15 protein-coding genes are annotated in these 19,543 nt (G+C 71.1%); 4 read left to right on the top strand and 11 right to left on the bottom strand.

Going from position 1 to position 19,543, the window contains the following annotated elements; all coding sequences use genetic code 11:
- The first annotated feature begins 54 nt into the window (after positions 1-54).
- The gene (locus tag Tther_RS08105; protein WP_143902721.1) at positions 55-798 is read left to right on the top strand and encodes a uracil-DNA glycosylase family protein; all 744 of its coding nucleotides are present in this window, start codon (positions 55-57) and stop codon (positions 796-798) included.
- A gap of 48 nt (positions 799-846) precedes the next feature.
- On the opposite strand, the gene Tther_RS08100 is transcribed toward Tther_RS08105, so the two are convergent.
- The 7 genes from Tther_RS08100 to mltA form a co-directional block, all read right to left on the bottom strand.
- Complete coding sequence (locus tag Tther_RS08100; protein WP_143902727.1) at positions 847-1,875, bottom strand: ABC transporter ATP-binding protein; 1,029 nt, start codon at positions 1,873-1,875, stop codon at positions 847-849.
- 11 nt (positions 1,876-1,886) lie between these two features.
- Complete coding sequence (locus Tther_RS08095; RefSeq protein ID WP_143902719.1) at positions 1,887-2,891, bottom strand: ABC transporter ATP-binding protein; 1,005 nt, start codon at positions 2,889-2,891, stop codon at positions 1,887-1,889.
- Between the two features lie 12 nt (positions 2,892-2,903).
- The gene (locus Tther_RS08090; protein ID WP_143902717.1) at positions 2,904-3,815 is read right to left on the bottom strand and encodes an ABC transporter permease; all 912 of its coding nucleotides are present in this window, start codon (positions 3,813-3,815) and stop codon (positions 2,904-2,906) included.
- A 36-nt stretch (positions 3,816-3,851) separates the two neighbouring features.
- Complete coding sequence (locus Tther_RS08085) at positions 3,852-4,832, bottom strand: ABC transporter permease (RefSeq protein ID WP_143902715.1); 981 nt, start codon at positions 4,830-4,832, stop codon at positions 3,852-3,854.
- 144 nt (positions 4,833-4,976) lie between these two features.
- Complete coding sequence (locus Tther_RS08080; RefSeq protein ID WP_143902713.1) at positions 4,977-6,548, bottom strand: ABC transporter substrate-binding protein; 1,572 nt, start codon at positions 6,546-6,548, stop codon at positions 4,977-4,979.
- Between the two features lie 165 nt (positions 6,549-6,713).
- A complete protein-coding gene (locus Tther_RS08075; RefSeq protein ID WP_143902725.1) occupies positions 6,714-7,778 on the bottom strand; it encodes a 6-phosphofructokinase in 1,065 nt (354 codons plus the stop codon).
- Positions 7,779-7,803: 25 nt separating this feature from the next.
- A complete protein-coding gene (gene mltA, locus Tther_RS08070; protein ID WP_143902711.1) occupies positions 7,804-9,204 on the bottom strand; it encodes a murein transglycosylase A in 1,401 nt (466 codons plus the stop codon).
- Between mltA and Tther_RS13270 the strand changes: the two genes are divergently transcribed.
- The gene (locus Tther_RS13270; RefSeq protein ID WP_185975037.1) at positions 9,137-9,310 is read left to right on the top strand and encodes a hypothetical protein; all 174 of its coding nucleotides are present in this window, start codon (positions 9,137-9,139) and stop codon (positions 9,308-9,310) included. The genes mltA and Tther_RS13270 overlap by 68 nt on opposite strands.
- A 27-nt stretch (positions 9,311-9,337) precedes the next feature.
- Here Tther_RS13270 and Tther_RS08065 read toward each other — a convergent pair whose 3' ends face one another.
- Positions 9,338-10,144, bottom strand: coding sequence for a carbon-nitrogen hydrolase family protein (locus Tther_RS08065; RefSeq protein WP_143902709.1), 807 nt, complete (start codon positions 10,142-10,144; stop codon positions 9,338-9,340).
- Positions 10,141-14,259, bottom strand: coding sequence for a YhdP family protein (locus Tther_RS08060; protein ID WP_143902707.1), 4,119 nt, complete (start codon positions 14,257-14,259; stop codon positions 10,141-10,143). The genes Tther_RS08065 and Tther_RS08060 overlap by 4 nt, the downstream gene beginning before the upstream one ends.
- An 11-nt stretch (positions 14,260-14,270) precedes the next feature.
- Between Tther_RS08060 and glnE the strand changes: the two genes are divergently transcribed.
- Together glnE and Tther_RS08050 are read left to right on the top strand one after the other, a co-directional pair.
- Positions 14,271-17,024, top strand: coding sequence for a bifunctional [glutamate--ammonia ligase]-adenylyl-L-tyrosine phosphorylase/[glutamate--ammonia-ligase] adenylyltransferase (gene glnE / locus Tther_RS08055; RefSeq protein ID WP_246098961.1), 2,754 nt, complete (start codon positions 14,271-14,273; stop codon positions 17,022-17,024).
- A 36-nt stretch (positions 17,025-17,060) separates the two neighbouring features.
- The gene (locus tag Tther_RS08050; RefSeq protein ID WP_143902703.1) at positions 17,061-17,648 is read left to right on the top strand and encodes a glutathione peroxidase; all 588 of its coding nucleotides are present in this window, start codon (positions 17,061-17,063) and stop codon (positions 17,646-17,648) included.
- A 6-nt stretch (positions 17,649-17,654) separates the two neighbouring features.
- On the opposite strand, the gene Tther_RS08045 is transcribed toward Tther_RS08050, so the two are convergent.
- Both Tther_RS08045 and holA read right to left on the bottom strand, forming a co-directional pair.
- Positions 17,655-18,119 (bottom strand): C40 family peptidase, encoded by a 465-nt coding sequence (locus Tther_RS08045; protein ID WP_246098962.1) that lies wholly within the window; start codon positions 18,117-18,119, stop codon positions 17,655-17,657.
- A gap of 287 nt (positions 18,120-18,406) precedes the next feature.
- Positions 18,407-19,462 (bottom strand): DNA polymerase III subunit delta, encoded by a 1,056-nt coding sequence (holA, locus tag Tther_RS08040; protein ID WP_143902699.1) that lies wholly within the window; start codon positions 19,460-19,462, stop codon positions 18,407-18,409.
- Positions 19,463-19,543: the final 81 nt, after the last annotated feature.

The raw sequence follows: 19,543 nt of genomic DNA, 5'->3' as shown, positions 1-19,543 counted from the left end.
TGCTGAAGTTTTCGGCCTTGATCGCCTCCAGGGCCTGGTCGCGCTTGGCCTGCCATGCCTTGCGTGCGGCCAACAAGCCCTCGACCAGCTGGCGCTCCTCAGCATCCATCTGCGCGGCAAGCGCCTCTGCCGGCCGCCCCGGGATCAGAGGAGGGGGCGCCCGCACCGGCCGGTGCCCTCGACACGCTCGACTGGCAGGCGCTGGAGGCTGCCATCCACGCCTGTCAGCGCTGCGGCCTGGGCGCATGCCGCCAGCGCGCCGTGCCGGGGGTGGGCGACCGCCAACCCACCTGGCTGATCGTGGGCGAAGCGCCAGGCGAAGAAGAAGACCGCCAGGGCGAACCCTTCGTCGGTCGCGCCGGCCACCTGCTCGACCGCATGCTGACCGCCCTGGCGCTGCGCCGCGGGCAGGGCGTCTACATCGCCAACGTGCTCAAGTGCCGCCCCCCGCGCAACCGCAACCCGCAACCGCAGGAAATCGCGCAGTGCACGCCGTACCTGTGGCGCCAGATCGCGCTGCTGCAACCGCGCATCATCCTGGCCCTGGGGCGCTTTGCGGCACAGACGCTGCTGGCCGAAGGCGGCTGCCTGCCCCCGCAGGAGCTGGCCGCCACCCCGCTGGGGCGGCTGCGCGGCCGGGTCTTTACCGCCCGGTTGGGGACACGTACCGTGCCGGTGGTGGTGTCCTACCACCCTGCCTACCTGCTGCGCAACCCGGCCGACAAAGCCAAGGCCTGGGCCGACCTGTGTCTGGCGGCGCAGACATTGGAGTCATCCGTTCTTAGCAGCACGGGCTGAGTGGGCGCCGCCGGATGCGCACTGGGGGCGACCGTATCGCGCCGACGTTCAGCGCAAGCGGCCTTCTTCCACCGCGTGGCAAGCCACGCGCACGCCGCCGATGGTTTGCAGCGCCGGGCGTTCGGCCTGGCAGCGCGCGTTGGCGTGCGGGCAGCGCGGGTGGAAGGCGCAGCCGCTGGGCGGGTTGAGCGGGTTGGGCACTTCGCCCTGCACCGGGGTGCGCGCCTGGCCCGTGGCGTGCAGCTTGGGGATGGCCTCGAGCAGCATGCGCGTGTAGGGGTGGCGCGGCTGCGCAAACAGCGTGCGCTTGTCGGCCAGCTCCACCAGCCGCCCCAGGTACATCACGCCCACGTGGTCGCTGACGTGGCGCACCACGGCCAGGTTGTGGCTGATGAACAGGTAGGTCAGTCCCTGCTGGCGCTGCAGGTCTTTCATGATGTTGAGCACCTGCGCCTGCACCGACACGTCCAGCGCCGAGGTCGGCTCGTCACAGACCAAAAACGCCGGCTGCGTGGCCAGCGCGCGCGCAATGCTGATGCGCTGGCGTTGCCCGCCCGAGAACTGGTGCGGGTACTTGACCATGTCGTGCGGGCTCAGACCGACCGAGCGCAGCAGTTGACCGACCCGCTCGCGCAGCGCCGCGGGGTCGCGCAGCAGGCCGTGTTCGCGCAGCGGCTCGGCGACGATGTCTTCCACGCGCCAGCGCGGGTTGAGGCTGGCGTAGGGGTCCTGGAAGATCATCTGGATGCGCCGACGCAGCTGGCGCCCTTGCGCGCTGCGATAGGCGGCGTGGGCGTCCTGGCCGTCGAACCAGAACCGGCCGCGCGTGGGGGCGTACAGCCCCACCAGCAGACGTGCGACGGTGCTTTTGCCGCAGCCGGACTCGCCCACCAGCGCCAGCGTTTGGCCGCGCGCGATCTCGAAGCTCACACCATCGACGGCGTGCAGCAACTGGCGCGGTTTGCGCTCGAGCACGCGGTTGAGCCACGGCGCCGAGACGTCGAAGGTGCGCGCCACATCCTCCACCACCACCAGCGGGGCGGTGCTGGGCGCCGCTGCGGGGGCGGCGGTATCCATCACGGGGGTGCTCATCGGGTGATCTCCGCGGCGGTCGTGGCATCTGGGGCCGCGGCCGCCTCGTGCAGCCAGCAAGCGGCGCGCGTGGCGCCGGCCGGCATCAGGTCGGGACGCTGGTCGTGGCAGCGCAGCATGGCCTGCTCGCAGCGTGGGTGGAAGGCGCAGCCGCGCGGGATTTCGCCCAGGCGCGGCATGGCGCCGTCGATTTGGTGCAGCCGCTCGCGCTCCACTTCCATGTCGGGGATGCAGCGCATCAGCCCGGCGGTGTACGGGTGCGCGGGGCGGTGGATGACCTCGTGCACCGGGCCGATCTCGGCCACGCGACCGGCGTACATGACCGCCACGCGGTCGCAGGTCTCGGCAATCACGCCCATGTCGTGCGTGACCAGCATGACCGCCGCGCCGCGTTGGCGGCAGATGCGCTTGAGCAGCGTGATGATCTGCGCCTGGATGGAGACGTCCAGCGCCGTGGTGGGCTCGTCCGCCACCACCAGCTGCGGCTCGGCTGCCAGCGCCAAGGCGATGACCACGCGCTGGCGCATACCGCCCGAGAACTGGTGCGGGTAGTGGTCGATGCGCTCCTCAGCGGCCGGGATGCCGGTGTCGCGCAACAGCTCGATGGCGCGCTGACGCGCTTCGTCGGCCGAGACGTCGAGGTGGGTGCGGATGGTTTCGGTCAGCTGCCGGCCGATGGTGTAGAGCGGGTTGAGCGAGGTCAGCGGATCCTGAAAGATGGCCCCGATGCGCCGACCGCGGAAGCGCCGCATCTGCGCCGGTGGCAGGTTGTCGATGCGCTGGCCCTGCAAGCGGATCTCGCCGCCGGCGATGCGCCCCGGGGGCTCCAGCAAACCGATGATGGCCGCGCCGGTGAGCGACTTGCCCGCCCCCGACTCCCCCACCACACCCAGAATTTCGCCGGGCGCGATGTCGAACGAGACGCCATCGAGCGCGCGCAGGACGCCGCGGCGGGTGGGGAACTCCACCACCAAGTCCTTGACTTCGAGCAGTTTGTCCATGGGGTTCTCCGCTCAGCGCAGGCGCGGGTTGAGGGCGTCGCGCAGCCAGTCCCCCAGCAGGTTGACCGACAAGGCGATGATGACCAGCATCACCCCGGGGAAGATGGTGATCCACCACTCGCCCGAGAACAGGTAGTCGTTGCCGATGCGCACCAGGGTGCCCAGCGACGGTGTGGTGGGCGGTGCCCCCACCCCCAGAAAGCTCAGCGTGGCTTCGGTGATGATGGCGGTGGCCACGTGGATGGTGGCCAGCACCAGCACCGGCCCCAGCACATTGGGCAGCACGTGGCGCGTCATGATGCGCCATGGTGCCACGCCGATCACGCGCGCGGCCTGCACGTACTCCTTCTGCCGCTCCACCAGCGTCGAGCCGCGCACCGTGCGCGCGTACTGCACCCAGCCGGTCAGCGTGATGGAGACGATCAGCACCCCCAAGGCCAGCGTCTCGTGCGCGTTGGGGAACAGCGCCTTGCCCACGCCCGCGATCAACAGCGCAATCAGGATGGCCGGAAACGACAGCATCACGTCACACAGCCGCATGAGCGCCGCATCCAGCCAGCCGCCGACGAACCCCGCCAGCAGCCCCAACGCCACGCCGATCAACACCGACAGGGCCACCGACACCAGCCCCACCAGCAGCGAGATGCGCGCGCCAAAGATCAGCGCCGAGAGGATGTCGCGGCCCTGGTCGTCGGTGCCGAGCGGAAACGCCCATTGCCCCTCGGGGTACCACGCGGGGGGCAGGCGGGCGTTGCTCAACTCGAGGCTGGCCAGGTCAAAGGGATTGTGCGGCGCCACCCAGGGCGCCAGCAGCGCCGCCAGGGCGCACAGCAGCGCGATCAGCGCCGCCACGATCGCCGTGGGCGACGAACGAAAGCTGTATCCGATGTCGCTGTCCCACCAGCGCATCCACCAGGATTTCATAGGCATGTCCTTGCGTTGTGAGCCACGGCCCCGCCGTCAGTGGCCGCCGGCCTTGTCCAGGCGCAGGCGCGGATCGACGGCGAAATACAACAGATCGACGATCAGGTTGATGACCACGAAGATCAGCGCGATCAGGCACAGGTAGGCGGCCATCACGGGGATGTCGGCAAACGTCACCGCCTGGATGAACAGCAGCCCCATGCCCGGCCACTGGAACACCGTCTCGGTGATGATGGCAAAGGCGATCAGGCCGCCGAGTTGCAGGCCCGTGATCGTCATCACCGGCACCAGCGTGTTTTTGAGCGCGTGGCCAAAGTGCACCGCGCGGTCGCTCAGACCCCGGGCACGGGCGAACTTGATGTAGTCGGTGCGCAGCACCTCCAGCATCTCGGCGCGCACCAGGCGCATGATGAGCGTGAGCTGAAAAATCGCCAGCGTCACCGCCGGCAGCACCAGGTGGCGCCAGCCGCCCGGCGCCAGCAGCCCGCTGGTGAACCACCCGATTTGCACCACCTCGCCACGGCCAAAACTGGGCAGCCAGCCCAGCTGCACGGCAAACACCAGGATCAGCACGATGCCAATCAAAAAGGTGGGCAGCGACACCCCCAGTAGGGAAAACGTCATGAACAGCTGCGCCAGCCACGTCCCCCGGCGCAGCGCCGCGTACACGCCCATCGGAATGCCCAGCGCCAGCGCCAGCAGCGCGGCCACCAGCGCCAGCTCCAGCGTCGCGGGCAGCCGCTCGGCAATCAGCTGCGCCACCGGCACGCCTTGGCGCAGGCTCACGCCAAACTCGCCCTGCAGCGCCTGCACGACGAAGTGCGCAAACTGCACCACGAACGGTCGATCCAGCCCCAGCTCGGCGCGCACGCGCGCCACCTCCTCCGGCGTGGCGTCCTGCCCCAGGATTTGCAGCACGGGGTCACCCACGTACTGAAACAGCATGAAGGCCACGAACGCCACGGCCAGCATCACCAGCGCCGCCTGCAGCAGGCGACGCACGACGAAAGCCACCATGAAACATCTCCCCAACGGCCACGGCACAACGCCTGGCCGCTCGCGTCATACCCAAACGCGCGACACCGTGGCCCCGCATGGGCCACGGCACGCCGGCGTTTGCCGGATGCGCCGCGCCCCGACCGGGGCACGACGCGGTCGCGCTCAGTTGACCTGCACCACGCGCCAGTCGAGCCGGTTGTCGGCGCGGTGGACGAGCTCGATGTTTTTCTTCATCGCCCACGGGATGATCTGGTTGTGCAGCGGGATGTGCACCACCTCGTCGTTGTGCAGCTGCAGCGCCTCGGTCAGCAGCCGCGGGCGGATGTAGGGGTCGGTCTCGGTCTTGGCGCGGTCGATGACCGCGTCGATCTTGGGGTTGCTGTAGCGCCCGACGTTGTAATTGCCATCGCCGCCCGGACCGGGGGTGTGCACCAGCGACTGCAGGCTGTAGAGGGCGTCGAAGGTGGGCACCCCCCAGCCGAGCATGTAGATGCTGGCCTCGTAGCGCTGGATCATGGGGAAGTAGGTCGTCAGCGGCAGCGTGCGCAGCTTGGCCTTGACGCCGATCTTGGCCCACATCGCGGTCACCGCCTGGCAGATTTGCTCGTCGTTGATGTAGCGGTTGTTGGGGCAGGCAAAATCGACCTCGAAGCCGTCCTTGTAGCCGGCGTCGGCCAGCAGCTTGCGCGCCGCCTCGATGTCGAACGGGTAGCGCTTGTGCACCGACTCGCTCCAGCCCGCGACCTGGGGCGCCACCAGTGCGCCGGTGGGCTGGCTCAGGCCGCGCATCGTCACGCGGTGGATGGTGTCGATGTCGATGGCCTGGTACAGCGCCTTGCGCACGCGCAGGTCCTTCAGCGGGTTCTTACCCTTGACGTTGCTGCCCGGCAGCTCGTCGCGGAACTGGTCCATGCCCAGGAAGATGGTGCGGTTTTCGACGCCGTCGATGACCTTGAGGTTGGGGTTGTTGCGCAGACGCGGCAGGTCCTGCGGCGTGGGGTCGAGCACGAAGTCCACCTCGCCCGACAGCAGCGCCGCCATGCGCGTGGCGTCAGACTTGATCGGCGTGTAGACGATTTCGGTGACGTTGGTGTTGGGCGAGCCCCAGTAGTTGGGGTTGCGCTCCAGCACCATGCGCTGGTCCGGCACCCACTGCTTGAGCCGGAACGGCCCGGTGCCATTGGCGTTGCGGTGCGCGAAGTTTTCATCGCTGGCTTTCATGTCCTTGGGCTCGAGCGATTTGTTCTTTTCGGCCCAGGCTTTGTTCATGATGCGCAGCTCGGTGAGCTGGTTGAGCAGCACCGGGTTGGGCCCCTTGAGCAGCACGTCCACGGTCAGGTCATCGACCTTGACCACCTTGTCGATGCCCTGGGTGTAGATGGCGAAGTTGGAGGTCTTGGCCATCGCGCGCTGCAGCGAAAACACCACATCGTCCGCCGTCAGCGGCGCGCCGTCGTGGAATTTGACGCCTTTGCGCAGCGTGAAGCGGATCTGCGTCGGGCTGATCTCGCGCCAGCTTTGCGCCAGCAACGGCTCGACCTTGAAGGTCTTGCTGTTGTAGTAGACCAGCGATTCGTAGACGGCCGCATGGATGCCGTTGGACAGCGCGTTGTTCTGCGAGTGGATGTCCCAGGACGGGATTTCCCCGGCGCTGGCCCACTTGAACGTCTTAGCCCAGGCACCGCCGGCCCCGAGCGCCAGCGCCGCCGCCACGGCGATCACGGTGTGTCGCATGTCACTCACCTGTCAGAAAGTTGAAAGCCTCTACTATGCCGCAACGCCGCGCCCACACGCCTACCGGGAAACCCTGCTGGGCGTGCCGACAACGGGGCCTGGCCCTGCCGGCCGGGGTCAAGATGTCGCTTCAGCGACACATGGCGGGCAGGCGGGCGACCGGGCTCAAGCGCCCAACCGCTCGCCCAGGTGCACGCCGATCTGGCGCGCGGCGCGCAGCAGCGCGTGGTCGGGCGGCACCTGGCGGCTGCCGTGGGCCGCATCGGCCAGCGCCACGCTGCCCAGGCGGCCTTGCTGCAGCGTGACCATGCGCCCCCAGGCCGCGGCCATGACGAGCTGGGCCGCCTCGTTGCCGTACTGGGTGGCCAGCACGCGGTCGAACGGCGTCGGGCTGCCGCCGCGCTGCACGTGGCCCAGCACGGTGGCGCGCACCTCGCTGCTCACGCGCGGCTGCAGGGCCTGCGCCAAGGCGTGCGCCACCCCGCCCAGGCGCAGCGGCTCGGGCCGGCCGGCCTCGTGGGCCTGCACGGTCAACGCGCCACCCACCGGTTTGGCCCCTTCGCCGATGCAGACGATGGTGTGCCGCCGGCGCTGCGCGCGCGCGCGGCACACGGCGGCCACGGCCTCGATGTCGTAGTCGATTTCGGGCAGCAAAATGACATCGGCCGCCCCGGCCAGGCCTGCCTCCAGCGCGATCCAGCCCGCGTAGCGCCCCATGGTCTCGACGATCATGACGCGCCCGTGGCTCTGCGCGGTGGTCTGCAGACGCTCGATGGCTTCGGTGACCGTGGCCACCGCGGTATCGAAGCCAAAGCTGCGCTCGCAGCCGGGGATGTCGTTGTCGATGGTCTTGGGCACCCCGACCACGCGCAGCCCATGCGCCGCCAGCCCATGGGCGATGCGCATCGAGCCGTCGCCGCCAATCACCACCAGCCCCTGCAGCCCCAGGGCCTGGACATGGCGCAGCACGCGCTCGGTATCGGCGGGGCTGCGCAGCGGGTCGGCACGGTTGCTGGTGCCCAGGATGGTGCCGCCAAGCATCAGGATGCCGCTGACCGCCTCCCAGGTCAGGGGGCGCACACGCGGTGCATCCTCCAACAGGCCGGCAAAGCCGTCCTCGATGCCGATGACCTCGGCGCCGCACTGGCGCATGAGGGATTTGGCCACGGCGCGGATGACCGCGTTGAGGCCGGGGCAGTCGCCACCGCCCGTGAGAATGCCGATGCGCAGGGTCATGGGGGTCGATCCTATCGTGCTAGCGGGCGTCGCGCGGCCACAGCGCCCACAGTTGCAGCGGTTGCTTGAGGCCGGCTGCGAGCGGATACGCGGCCTGGCCCCAGCCGGTGAAGAAATCGGCGCGCACCGCCCCGACGATGGCGCTGCCCGTGTCCTGGGCCAGCACCAGCCGCTGCAGCTGCGCCACCGGCCCGCTGGAGACCAGCCACAGCGGCGTGCCATACGGGATGGCGTCGCGGTCCACGGCAACCGAGCGCCCCGGGGTCAGGGCCACGCCTTGCGCGCCGCGCGGGCCGAACTGGGCGTCGAGCGCGTCCAGCGGCTCCTCGCGGAAAAACACCACGCGCGGGTTGCTCCACAGCAGTTCATCGATGCGCTGCGGGTTGGCCTGCGCCCAGGCGCGGATGGCCTCCCAGGTGCCCTCGCGGATCTCGCCCCGCTGCAGCAGCCAGCGCCCCACGCTCTGGTAGGGATGGCCGTTGTGGGCCGCGTAGGCCAGGCGCGCATGCGTCCAACGCCCGTCGGGTTCGAGGATGCGCACGCGGCCCGACCCCTGAATCTGCAGCAGCAGCGCGTCCAGCGGGTCGGCCAGCCACGCCAGCACGCGCGACTCGAGCAGCGCCTGCGCCTGGGGGTCGGTGTCGATCTGCTGGCGGCTGTACCACGGGCGCCCGTCGGCGGCCAGCACCGGCGGCGGCGCATACACCGGGACGCGGTACGGCCCTTGGCGCAGCCGGCTGGCGACGAATTCCGGCTCGTAGTAGCCGGTGAGCAGGCCCGGACGGTTGGCGCCATCGGCCGCCAGCACGCGGTAGGGCTGCAGCCGCTGCATCATCCAGGCGTGCCGCTCGGCCGCATCGGCCAACGCGAGGCGGCGCATTTCGGCGCACACCCGCGTCCACGGCGGCGTGGGCCGCTCGCAGCTGCGCAGCCAGGCGTTCCAGGCCTCGTGCAGCGCGTCACGCCCCCAGCCGGGCACATCCGCCCAGCGCACCGGCTGCCACAGCGCGGCGCCGCGGCGCCAGGGCGCGGGCAGCGGCTGGGCATCGGCGGTCTGCCAAGCGGCATCCGCCACCGTGAGCACCGGCGCCTGCTGACCATCGATCAGGGGCAAAGCCGACGCCGCCCCCGGGTCGGCTGGGGTGGGCAGCGGGAGCGCGGGGCCGCCGGGCGCTGCGGCGGGAACCGGCGCCGGGGCGCTGACCTCCACACCATCGCGTGCACCCACACGCTCGGCCGGCGCGGGGGGCGCGCTGCTGCAACTGGCCATCAGGCCGACAATCGCGGCCGCGGCCAGCGCAGCGGTCGCACGCCACAACCGCCACGTCTTCTTTGCCCGTCCGGTAGCCATCATGACCCTGTTGCTGCTCGAAGCCCTCGGCGCCCTGTTGCTGTTCGTCTTCATCGTGTGGTGGACCATGTTCGCCGGCCGCAAGCGCGGCGAGCCCAACGACGCGGCGGCCGACCCCCATGCAGGCGGCGCCGACGCGCCCCCGGCCCGCGGTCCGGATCACCCCCCGCGCTGACGCGCTCACAACCCTGCAGGGCCACGCTCACAGCCGCCGGTGCTCGAGCGCGGGCAGGCGCCGGCGCACCTCCTGCTGGTGCGCGCGGTCGAGCTCGGCCACCACCACGCCCGGCCCCGTGGCCTGCTGCGCCAGCACCTGGCCCCAGGGGTCGATGACCATGCTCTGGCCCCAGGTCTGGCGGCCGTTTTCGTGCTGCCCCCCCTGGGCGCTGGCAATCACATAGGCCTGGTTTTCGATGGCGCGCGCGCGCAACAGCACCTCCCAGTGCGCTTGGCCGGTGACGTAGGTAAACGCGGCCGGCACCACCAGCACGTCGGCGGCCAGCAGCCGGTAGAGCTCGGGAAAGCGCAGGTCGTAGCACACGCTCAAGCCCACGCGCCAGGTCAGCCCGGCGCGGTCGGTCACCGCAGCGGCCACGGGCGCATCGCCCGGCCGCAGCACCGCGGCCTCGTCGTACCCCTGGCGGCCGTCGTGGAAACGGAATAAGTGGATCTTGTCGTAACGGGCCACGCAGCGCCCCGCCGGGTCGTAGACCAACGAGGCATTGGCGGCGTGCTGCGGATCGTCGGTGGCCAGCGGCACCGTTCCGCCCACGATCCACAGCCCCAGCTCGCGCGCCGCATCGGCCAAAAAATCCTGCACCTTGCCCAGCCCGGGCGTCTCGGCGATGAGCAGCTTGTCGGCGTCGCGCTCGCCCATGAAGCAAAAATACTCGGGCAGCACGGCCAGCTCGGCCCCGGCGTGGCGGGCCTGGTCGAGCAGGGCGTAGGCCTGGGCCAGGTTGCGCTCCAGGCTCACGCCCGAGACCATTTGTATGGCGGCGACTTTCATGGTTGGCGCTCCGGTGGGTCGTTGGACGGTTGGGCAGCCTCCATCGTACGGCGGATCCGCTCCACCTGGGGGTCGCTCCACGACCCGCTGATGCGAAAGGTCTGCGTGGCGGCGGCCTGCAACGGTTCGCGCAGCAGCCATTGCGCCAAAAAGCTGCCCAGCCCGGTGACCGGGTTGATCATGGTGGCCACGAGGGACGCTGTGCCCGCGTTGAGTTCGGGCACCACCACGGCGGTGAGGTCCTGCGTCTCGCGCACCAGATCGGCCTGCCCTTCGATGAGCACGGCGGCGCTCACCCCTTTCATCTGCAGGTTGTTGGTGCTGGCCACCCCATGCGCGATGCGGACATGGCCGCGCACGAAGTCGAACGCAAAGCCCTCGCTAAACACGTCACGAAAATCGAGGGTGAGCCGCCGCGGCAGCGATTGCAGGCTCAGCACCCCCAGCAGCTTGGCGATGCCCGGGTCGGCCTTGAGGAACTGGCCCCGCTGCACATCCAGCGTCAACTCGCCCGACAGGCTGGGGATGTGCAACGCCAGCGGCGAACCCAGCCAGCCCAGGCTGCCCTGCAACCGGCCGCGCCCGCCGCGCAGCGTGCCGGCAAAGCCAAAGCGCTCCAACAGCGCGCCCGCATCGTCGATGTCGAGCTGCAGCTGCAGCGCGGTGCGGCGCGCGCCGGCGGCCTGCCCCGGTGCGGTCAGCGCCGGCGTCGGGGCCCAGTTGCCGGTGGCGCTCAGCCGCGCCTCGGGCACGCTCAGGCGCAGGGTTTGCAGCCGCCACTCGCGCAGCGCCTCGCCCCCCTGCGCGGCGTCGCGGTTGCTGGCCTGCACCTCCAGCCGCCCCAGGGGCCGGCCCGCCAGCTCGAAGGCCTCGACGACGACGTCGAGCGCGGGCACCGAGCGCGGCTGACTGGCCAGCCGCTCGATGTCGGCCGCCGCGCTGGGCGGCAGCTGCAACCGCGCCAGCCGGGCACGCACGCGCTCCTGCGCACCGCCGCGGTATTCCAGATAGCCCTCGAGCTGGCGCGCCGCCACGGACAGCTGCCACGTCTCGCCCACGCGCGTGCCACCGGCGGTCACACCCTCGAAAGGACGCCCGCCGAAGACGAGCCGATCGACGGTCACGCCCAGGCTGGTGGGGCCGTAGTCCTGCGCGGCACCAGTCATCGCGTCCCCGCCCGTCCCCGCCGGCGCCTCCAGGGCCGCCTGCCAGGCATCGGCATCGAGCTGCGGCACGCGCAGCACCGCGGCCACGCCTGCAGCGGGCCATTCCGGCAGCTCGCCGCCCAGCGCCATGCGGCCACGCCGCACCGCGGTTTGGGCGCCCACATGCTCGCGTTCGTATTCCGCCTGCCAAGGCGCCGCGCCGGCGGCAGGTGCCAGGGTCAGCCGCAGGCGGTCGCGCTGGCGCGCGCCTGCTGACGCTGGCTGTGGCAGCGGCTCCAGCACCACCCCCAGGCGCCAGGCGGCATCGGCCGGCTTGGTCAGCGGGGCGGGCAGTGACAGCGCCAGGCCGCGCAGGTCGCTGTCAAACTGCATGCCCATGCCGTCGGGCCCAAAGCGCAGCGCCAGCGTGTAGCCCGCCGTGCCCTGCGCATGGCGGCCCAGCCAGCGCGCCCACGCCCACTCGCGGCTGGCCGCCAGCCCGGCCGCGCTGACACTGCCCTGCCCCTGAAACCGCACCACCGAGGTGCCCTCGTCGCGCGTGGCCATGCCGCCGCTGAAGCGCAACTCGCCGCCCAGCACGCGCGCACTGGCCTGCGCCACCTCGAAGCCGCGCTCGCTAAAGTCGAGCGCACCGCGCACCCCCTGCAGCACCGGCACATCCGCACCGAACTGCACATCGTTGCCGGCAAAGCGCACTTGCCCGCGCACCTGCGTGCGCTCGGCGTCGTCCAGCGGCATGCGCAGGTCCAGCGCCACGTCCAGCGCCCCCGTGGCGCGGGCGGTGTCGAGCACACCCCCGGTGTAGCTGCGCAGCGGGGAGACCGCGACGAAGCGCAGCGCCTCGTCCCCGCCGCCGCGAATCAGCCCCTGCACGCGCAACTGGGGGTGGTCGGCCATGTAGTCGGGGATCACGGCGTCCGCCTGCACCACGCGCAAGCCCGGCTGCCCGCTCACCTGGCCACTGGCCCCGACGATTTGCAAGCGGGCCCCGTCGATGCGCAGCTCACCCGCCACGCGCTCGAGCCCGGGCCACAGCGCGCTGCCCGCGGGCAGCAGGTGCGGCGGCGCGTAGTCGAACGCGACGTCGTGCAGCTGGGCGCGCACATCGAATGTGCCCTGGCGGGCATCGGCAAACGGGAAGTCCCACAGGTCGCCGTCGACGCGGAAGGTGGCCGCGCCCACCCGTCCGGCGCGAATGGCCGTCTGCAGGTACGTGCGCGCGCTGGCACCCACGGTCAGCGGCAGGTAACGCGCCACGCGCGCGCCGTTGGCGCGGCTAAGCCGCACGTCCAAGGTCAGATGGCCGGGAAAGCGATCGTGCGCGGGGCTGCGTGCCGGATCGGCGGTGCGCCAGCGCACGCTGCCGCTGCCGGCGGCATCGGCGTTGGCGAAGCTCAAGCGCTCGACGTCGAGCGCCATCGCCGGTCCATCGATGCGCCAGCGCAGCTCGGCCGACAGTTCATCGAAGGGCAGCCGCGGCTCCTCGAACACCCCGGGGAAGGTCAGCGCCCCCCGGCGCAGCGCCACGCTGGCGCGACCGCCGCGCTCGTCGAAGGCGAAGTCGGCCTCCACCCCCTCAAGCCCGGGGCGGCCGTAAGCGCCCGCCACCCCGGCCGGCGGCTCGCCCGCCCGCAGGCCCAGCCCACGCACCCGGCCCTGGGCCTGCCACCGCGCCGCGCCACCGGCCTGGGACGCTGCGCTCCAGCGCACCGACAGGTTTTCGGCAATGCCCACCGGCTGGGTTTCAACAGCCCAGCGGTGGACCGCATCGCCCAGCGGCAGCACGCGCGCCAAACGCTGAATCACCCCCAGATCCAGCCGGTCCGACGCCAGCGCCCACTCCCGCAGCGCCCCGTCCGGCGCCAGCGTGTACGCAAAGCGCACGTCGCCGCGCGGCCAGTCGCTGCCGTCGGTGGTGGTGATGCGCAGCCCCTCGGTGCGCCAGGTCGTGGTGGCATCCTCGCGCTGCCAATGCAGCCGCCCGGCCAGGTGGGCCACCACCAACGGCTCGGCCGGCATCGGCGCAGCCGGCACCCACCGCACGCGCACATCCTGCCATTGGACATCGGCCGTGGCCGCCTGCCACTGGCCGCGACGCACATCGGCCCACAGGCGCAGCGCCCCGCTGGCCTGCAACTCGCGCACGCCCCACAGGGCGGCGGTGTCGAGGTACACGCCCAGCCGCTGCGCATCCAGCCACGGCGCGAGCACGAACAGCTCGCCCGACCACTCGCGCCAGCGCCCGGGGTGGATGTGCCACAGCGGCTGGCGAAAGCGCCCGCGCACCGTCCAGCGCTCGCCCCACCCACTGGGTGGCGTGGCGTCGAGCCGAAATTCGTGGCGCTGCGTGGGGTTGCGCACCACCAGATCGACCGCGGTCAGCGCCAGCGGCGGCGCGGCGGGGCGCTGCTCGTCGATCCACACCAGCGTGCCGGCCCGCACGGCCACTTCGCGCTGCCGAAAAAACCAGTCGGCCAGCGGACTGTCGCCGCTGGCGGCACCCACGTCCAGCCCCGCCACCCGCAGCCGGCCATCGGCCAGCCGTCGCACTTCGAGCGTCGGCCCCTCCACCACCAATTGCTCGAACCCCAGGCGCCACAGCCCGGCCACCGAGACCGCGGCCTGCACCCGCGGCAGGTGCAGGGCTTCGTGCCCATGCGCGTCGTGCAGGCGCACATCGCGCAGCACCAACGTGGACACGGGGCCGTTCGTGGCGACTTCCAGCGCCGCCACGGTCACCTGCACCCCCAGCGCGCGTGTGGCCACCGCCTCGAGCGCCGGTTTCCACGCCGGCGCTCGCGGCACAATCCAGTATTGGAGGGCACCCCACGCCAGGATCAGCAACCCCCACCACGCCACCACCAGCGCCAGCAGCACCTGCGACGCCAGCGCAAGCGCGCGCCAGCGCCACGGTGCGGCGGTCTGCAAGGCGGATGGGATCGGAGTCACACGAAATTATGATGTCGAGCGTTTGCGTTGGTTCGGCCAGCGCCGAGCACAGCCGGTTCGTGCAACGCGTGCGGCGCCGCTATGCCGACGAACGCGCCCTGCTGCCGGAGGGCCCACCCACCGCGGCGAGCCTGCGCGCCGCCCTGCAGGCCCTGCGTGCGCGCGGCCTGCCCCTCGATGCCGCCCTGCGCGTGCTGCGCCACCTGACGCTGGAGCGGCTGGCGGTGCTCGACTGCGAACAGGGCGCACCGCTGGAGGTGGTCACCCACGGCATGACGGCCCTGGCCGAATTGGTGCTGGACGAGGCCGCGCAGGCCGCCTGCGCCGAGCTCGATGAACGCCACGGCATGCCCATCGTCAGCGCGCCCGAGCCGGCCACCCCCGCGGCGGATGCCGCTCCGGCGCCGCGCCGTTGCGCATGGTGGATCGTCGGCATGGGCAAGTTTGGCGCGCGCGAACTCAATGTCTCCAGCGACATCGACCTGATTTACGTCTACGAGGCCGACGGCGAGACCGCGGGCAATGCCGAGGGCCGCAACCGCATCAGCCACCACGAATATTTTGCCAAGCTGGTGCGGCGCATGCAGACGCTGGTGAGCGACATCACCGAGCACGGCCAGTGTTTTCGGGTCGATTTGGCGCTGCGCCCCAACGGCAATTCCGGGCCACCGGCGGTGTCACTGGGCGCGCTGGAGGATTACTTTCAGGCCCATGGGCGTGAATGGGAACGCTTTGCCTGGCTCAAAAGTCGCGTGGTCGCCCCCGCCGAGAGCGCGCACCGCAACGGCAGCGGCCAGTGGCTGCGCCCGGTGGTGCTGCCGTTCGTGTTTCGGCGCTACCTGGATTACGCCGTGTTCGAGGCGTTGCGGCGGCTGCACCGGCAAATCCGCGACCACGCCGCGCGCCGCGCCGCCGGGCACCCGGAGCGTGCGCACGACGTCAAGCTCTCGCGTGGCGGCATCCGCGAAATCGAGTTCATCGTGCAGCTGCTGCAGGTGGTGCGCGGCGGTCAGTTCCCGGAGCTGCGCACGCGCCCGACGCTGCAGGCGCTGCAGCGCGTGGCGCGCGCCGGCCTCATGCCCGAAGACAAGGCGCGCCAGCTGGCCGAGGCCTACGTCTTCCTGCGCCGCGTCGAGCACCGCATCCAGTACCTGGATGACCAGCAAACCCATGTGCTGCCCACGCGCGACGACGATCTGGCCTGGATCGCCGCCACGCTGGGCTTTGGCAGCGCATCGGCCTTTTTGAGCGCGCTCGATGCCCACCGCGAAGTCGTCGCGCAGGAATTCGACACCCTGCTCGGCGGCAATGGGCACGCAGCGGGCTGCAACGGCAAGGGGTGCCCCGGCCGCAGCGCCGCCGAGGACCTGGACGCTCTGCGCAGCCAGTGCCCGCCGGAACTGGCCGAGCGCCTGGCGACGTGGGCGCAGCACCCGCGCGTGCTGGCGCTGCGCGAGGAGGCGCGCATGCGCCTGGTGCGGCTGCTGGAGCGCACGCTGGCGTGGCTGGACGACGGGCGCGCGCCGCTGATCGCCGCGCTGCGCTTCATCGACTGGATCGAGCCGCTGCTGCGCCGCGAAAGCTACCTGGCGCTGCTGCAGGAACGCCCGGCCGTGCACCAGCGGCTGCTGCGCGTGCTGGGGGCGGCACGCTGGCCCGCGCGCTACCTGCTGCGCCACCCCGGCGTCATCGACGAGCTGGCCAGCGCCGAACTGTACGAGACGCGCTTCGACGCCCGGGCCTTCGCGGCCGAGCTGGAGGCGCGCCGTCACGCCCTGCACAAAACCGGCGAGGACGACGACGAGGCGCTGCTCGATTTGTTGCGACGCGCCCACCACGCGGAGGTGTTTCGCACGCTGGCGCGCGACGTCGAGGGCCTGCTGAGCGTGGAGCAGGTGGCCGACGATCTGAGCGCCCTGGCCGACGCGGTGCTCGACATCACCGGGCGCTGGTGCTGGGAGCGCCTCAAGGGCCGGCACCGCGATGCGCCGCGCCATGCCATCATCGGCTACGGCAAGCTCGGCGGCAAAGAGCTTGGCTATGGCAGCGACCTCGACATCGTGTTCGTGTACGACGACGATGACGAGCGCGCGCCCGAGGTCTACGCCGCCTTCGTGCGCAAGCTCATCAACTGGCTCACCGTCAAAACCGGCGAGGGCGACCTGTTCGAAATCGACACCGCGCTGCGGCCCAACGGCAACTCCGGGCTGCTCATCACCAGCTTCGAGGCCTACGCCAACTACCAGCAGAACCGGGGCAGCAACACCGCCTGGACCTGGGAGCACCAGGCCATGACGCGGGCGCGCTTCGTCGTCGGCACCGATGACCTGCGCGCGCGCTTTGACGCGGTGCGCGAGGCCGTCATCACCGCCGCGCGCGCCCCCAGCGCCCTGGCGGCCGAAATCCGCGCCATGCGCCAGCGCCTGTACGAGGCGCACCCGGTGCGGCCCGGACGCTTCGACCTCAAGCACAGCCCGGGCGGCATGATCGACGTCGAATTTGCCGTGCAATACCTGGTGCTGGCCCACAGCGCCGCCCACCCGGGCTTGCGCGACAACGTGGGCAACATCGCGCTGCTGCAGCGCGCCGAGGCCGCGGGTCTGCTGCCGCCCGGGGTGGGCCGCGCCGCCGCCGATGCCTACCGCCACCTGCGCCAGCTGCAGCATCGGGCGCGGCTCGACGAGGCCAACACCCAAATCGACCCCGCCGCGGTCGCCCCGCAGCGGGAGGCCGTGCTGGCGCTGTGGACAAACGTGCTCGGCTAGCATGGGGGTTGCGTCGATCATCGCGGGAGTTTGCGCATGCGCCTCGCCTTCCCTGTGGCCACCGCCACGCTGTTTGCCCTGACCCTGGCCCCGATGCCGCAGCCCAGCCACGCCAGCCCGCCCCCTGTCCCTGCCGCCACGGCCTGCCCCGCGGTGTTGCAGCACACCTTTGCGCGGCTGCAAGACGAAAAGCCGCAGAACCTGTGCCAGTACGCCGGCAAGGTGGTGCTGGTGGTCAACACCGCCAGCTACTGTGGCTTTACGCAACAGTACAAAGGTCTGGAAGAGCTCTACCGCCGCTACCGCGACCGCGGGCTGGTGGTGCTGGGTTTTCCGTCCAACGACTTTGGCCAGCAAGAGCCGGGCAGCAACCAGCAAATCGCCGAATTCTGCGAAAACACATTTGGCGTGCAGTTTCCGATGTTTGCCAAGTCCAGCGTGCGCGGGGCCGACGCCAACCCACTGTTCAAGCAGCTGATCGAGCGCACCGGCAGCACGCCCAAGTGGAATTTCTACAAGTACCTGATCAGCCGCGACGGCCGCACCGTCATCGCCTACAGCAGCTTGACCGCGCCGGACAGCCGCACCTTGGTCGGCGACATCGAGCGCTTGCTCGGCTCCTGAACGGATTCAGCGCACGTCGGCGACTGCAGCGTCCAGCGCATCGACGCGGCGCGCGCCGTTGAAGCGCCGCGCCCAGTAGCGGTCGTTCATGTCGCTGATCTTGACGCTTTCGCCTTTGCGGGGGGCGTGGATGAATTTGCCATCGCCCAGGTACACCCCCACGTGGCTGAACGCGCGCCGCATGGTGTTGAAAAACACCAAATCCCCCGGGCGCAGCTCTTCTTTGGCGATCGGCGCGGTGGCCCGCGCCTGTTCGGCCGCGCGGCGCGGCAGCACCAACCCCAAGGTGTTGGCGTACACGTAGCGCACGAAGCCGCTGCAGTCCAGGCCCGTCTGCGGCGAGTTGCCGCCCATGCGGTAGGGCACGCCGATGAGCCCCAGCGCCGTGTTGACCAACTCGCCCGCCACCTGACCCGTTTGCGCCCCCACTGACTGCAGCTGCCCCAGCCAGCCATCGGTCGTCCCCGGCATCGCAGCCTGGGCAGACACCGTGGCAAGGGGCAACGCCGGCAGCACCGCGCTCAACCGCTGGGACCAGGACGCCTCTGGCGCGGCCGATGGGGCCACCGCGGGCACAGGCGCCAGCGCCTCGGCCGCTGCTGGCCCGGCTGCGTCCCCCGGCAAAGCAGGGGCAGCCTGGGCCGCAACGCTGCACAGCAGCGCCCAGAGGAGGACGGCGGTTCGACGCATGGTTGCGGATGCTACCAGATCGGGCGGATGCCTCCGCGACGCGCCCGATCGCACGCGCACCAAGCGCATCAGCGCCCCCCCGCACACCCCGCCGCCACCGTCAGCGCCAAGCGCTGCAACGCCAACCAGGGGTCGGTGGGCCACTCCGGCGCGCTCAGGCCCTTGACGATGCCATCGGCGGTTTGCGCTTCGGCCAGCCAGCGTGCGGTCTGTTGCCGGCGCAGCCGCGGCAGCAGGCGCTCGTAGCGCTTTTCCCGCGCGCCCCAGACGCGCAGCTCGCGCAACACCAGCGGCAGCGGCTGCCCCGCATCGAGCGCCAGGCGTGCGCGGTGCAGGGTGCGCAACTCCTCGGCCAGCGCCCAGTGGACCGGCACGGGCGCCACCCCCTCGGCACGCAAACCATCCAGCATGCGCTGCACGCGCGCGGGCGCGCCGTCGAGCACCGCCTCGGGCACGCGAAACGGGTCGTAGCGCGCCACGTCCAGCACCGCGGTGCGCACCTGCTCGTAGCGCAGTTCCCCGGGCGGGTAGAGCAGCCCCAGTTTGGCAATCTCCTGGTGCGCCGCCAGCAGGTTGCCCTCCACCCGCTCGGCCATGAACGCCAGGGTCTGCTGTCCCTCCTCGCCCGCGGCCACGTGCTGACCCTGGGCGCGCAGGCGCTGGGCGATCCAGCCGGGCAACTGCGCGCGTTCCACAGGGTCCACGCGCACCACCACACCGTGCGCCTGCAGCGCGGCCCACCACGCGCTCTTCAGGGTCGCAGCATCCAGCCGCGGCAACAGCACCAAGGTCACGGTGTCGCTGGCGTGCGGGGCCGACGCCGCCAGCCGCTGCAGCGCCTCGGCGCCGTCCTTACCCGGTTTGCCGGACGGAATGCGCACCTCGACCAAACGCTTGTCGGCAAACAGGCTCAGCGCGCCGCCCGCGGCCAGGATCGCACTCCAGTCCGCTTGCGCCCCCGTGACGGTGAAGACGGTCCGCTCGGTGTGGCCCGCGGCGCGCGCCGCCGCGCGAATGGCGTCGGCCGCCTCCAGCGCCAGCAAGGGCTCGTCGCCGTGCACCACGTACAACGGCGCCAGCGCACGCTGGAGCTGCGCCGGCAACTGGGCGACACCGATTTGCATGGCGGCGATTCTAGGCAGAAGTGCGCCAACCGATGTCACACTACGGCCCATCGTTCGCTCAAGCTCGGAGGATCCGATTCG

Origin of the sequence: Tepidimonas thermarum (assembly GCF_007556705.1) — a bacterium.
GTDB classification, from domain to species: Bacteria; Pseudomonadota; Gammaproteobacteria; order Burkholderiales; family Burkholderiaceae_C; genus Tepidimonas; species Tepidimonas thermarum.
Note: the sequence above shows the minus strand (reverse complement) of the source record. Positions and strands in the feature narration are given on the sequence as shown.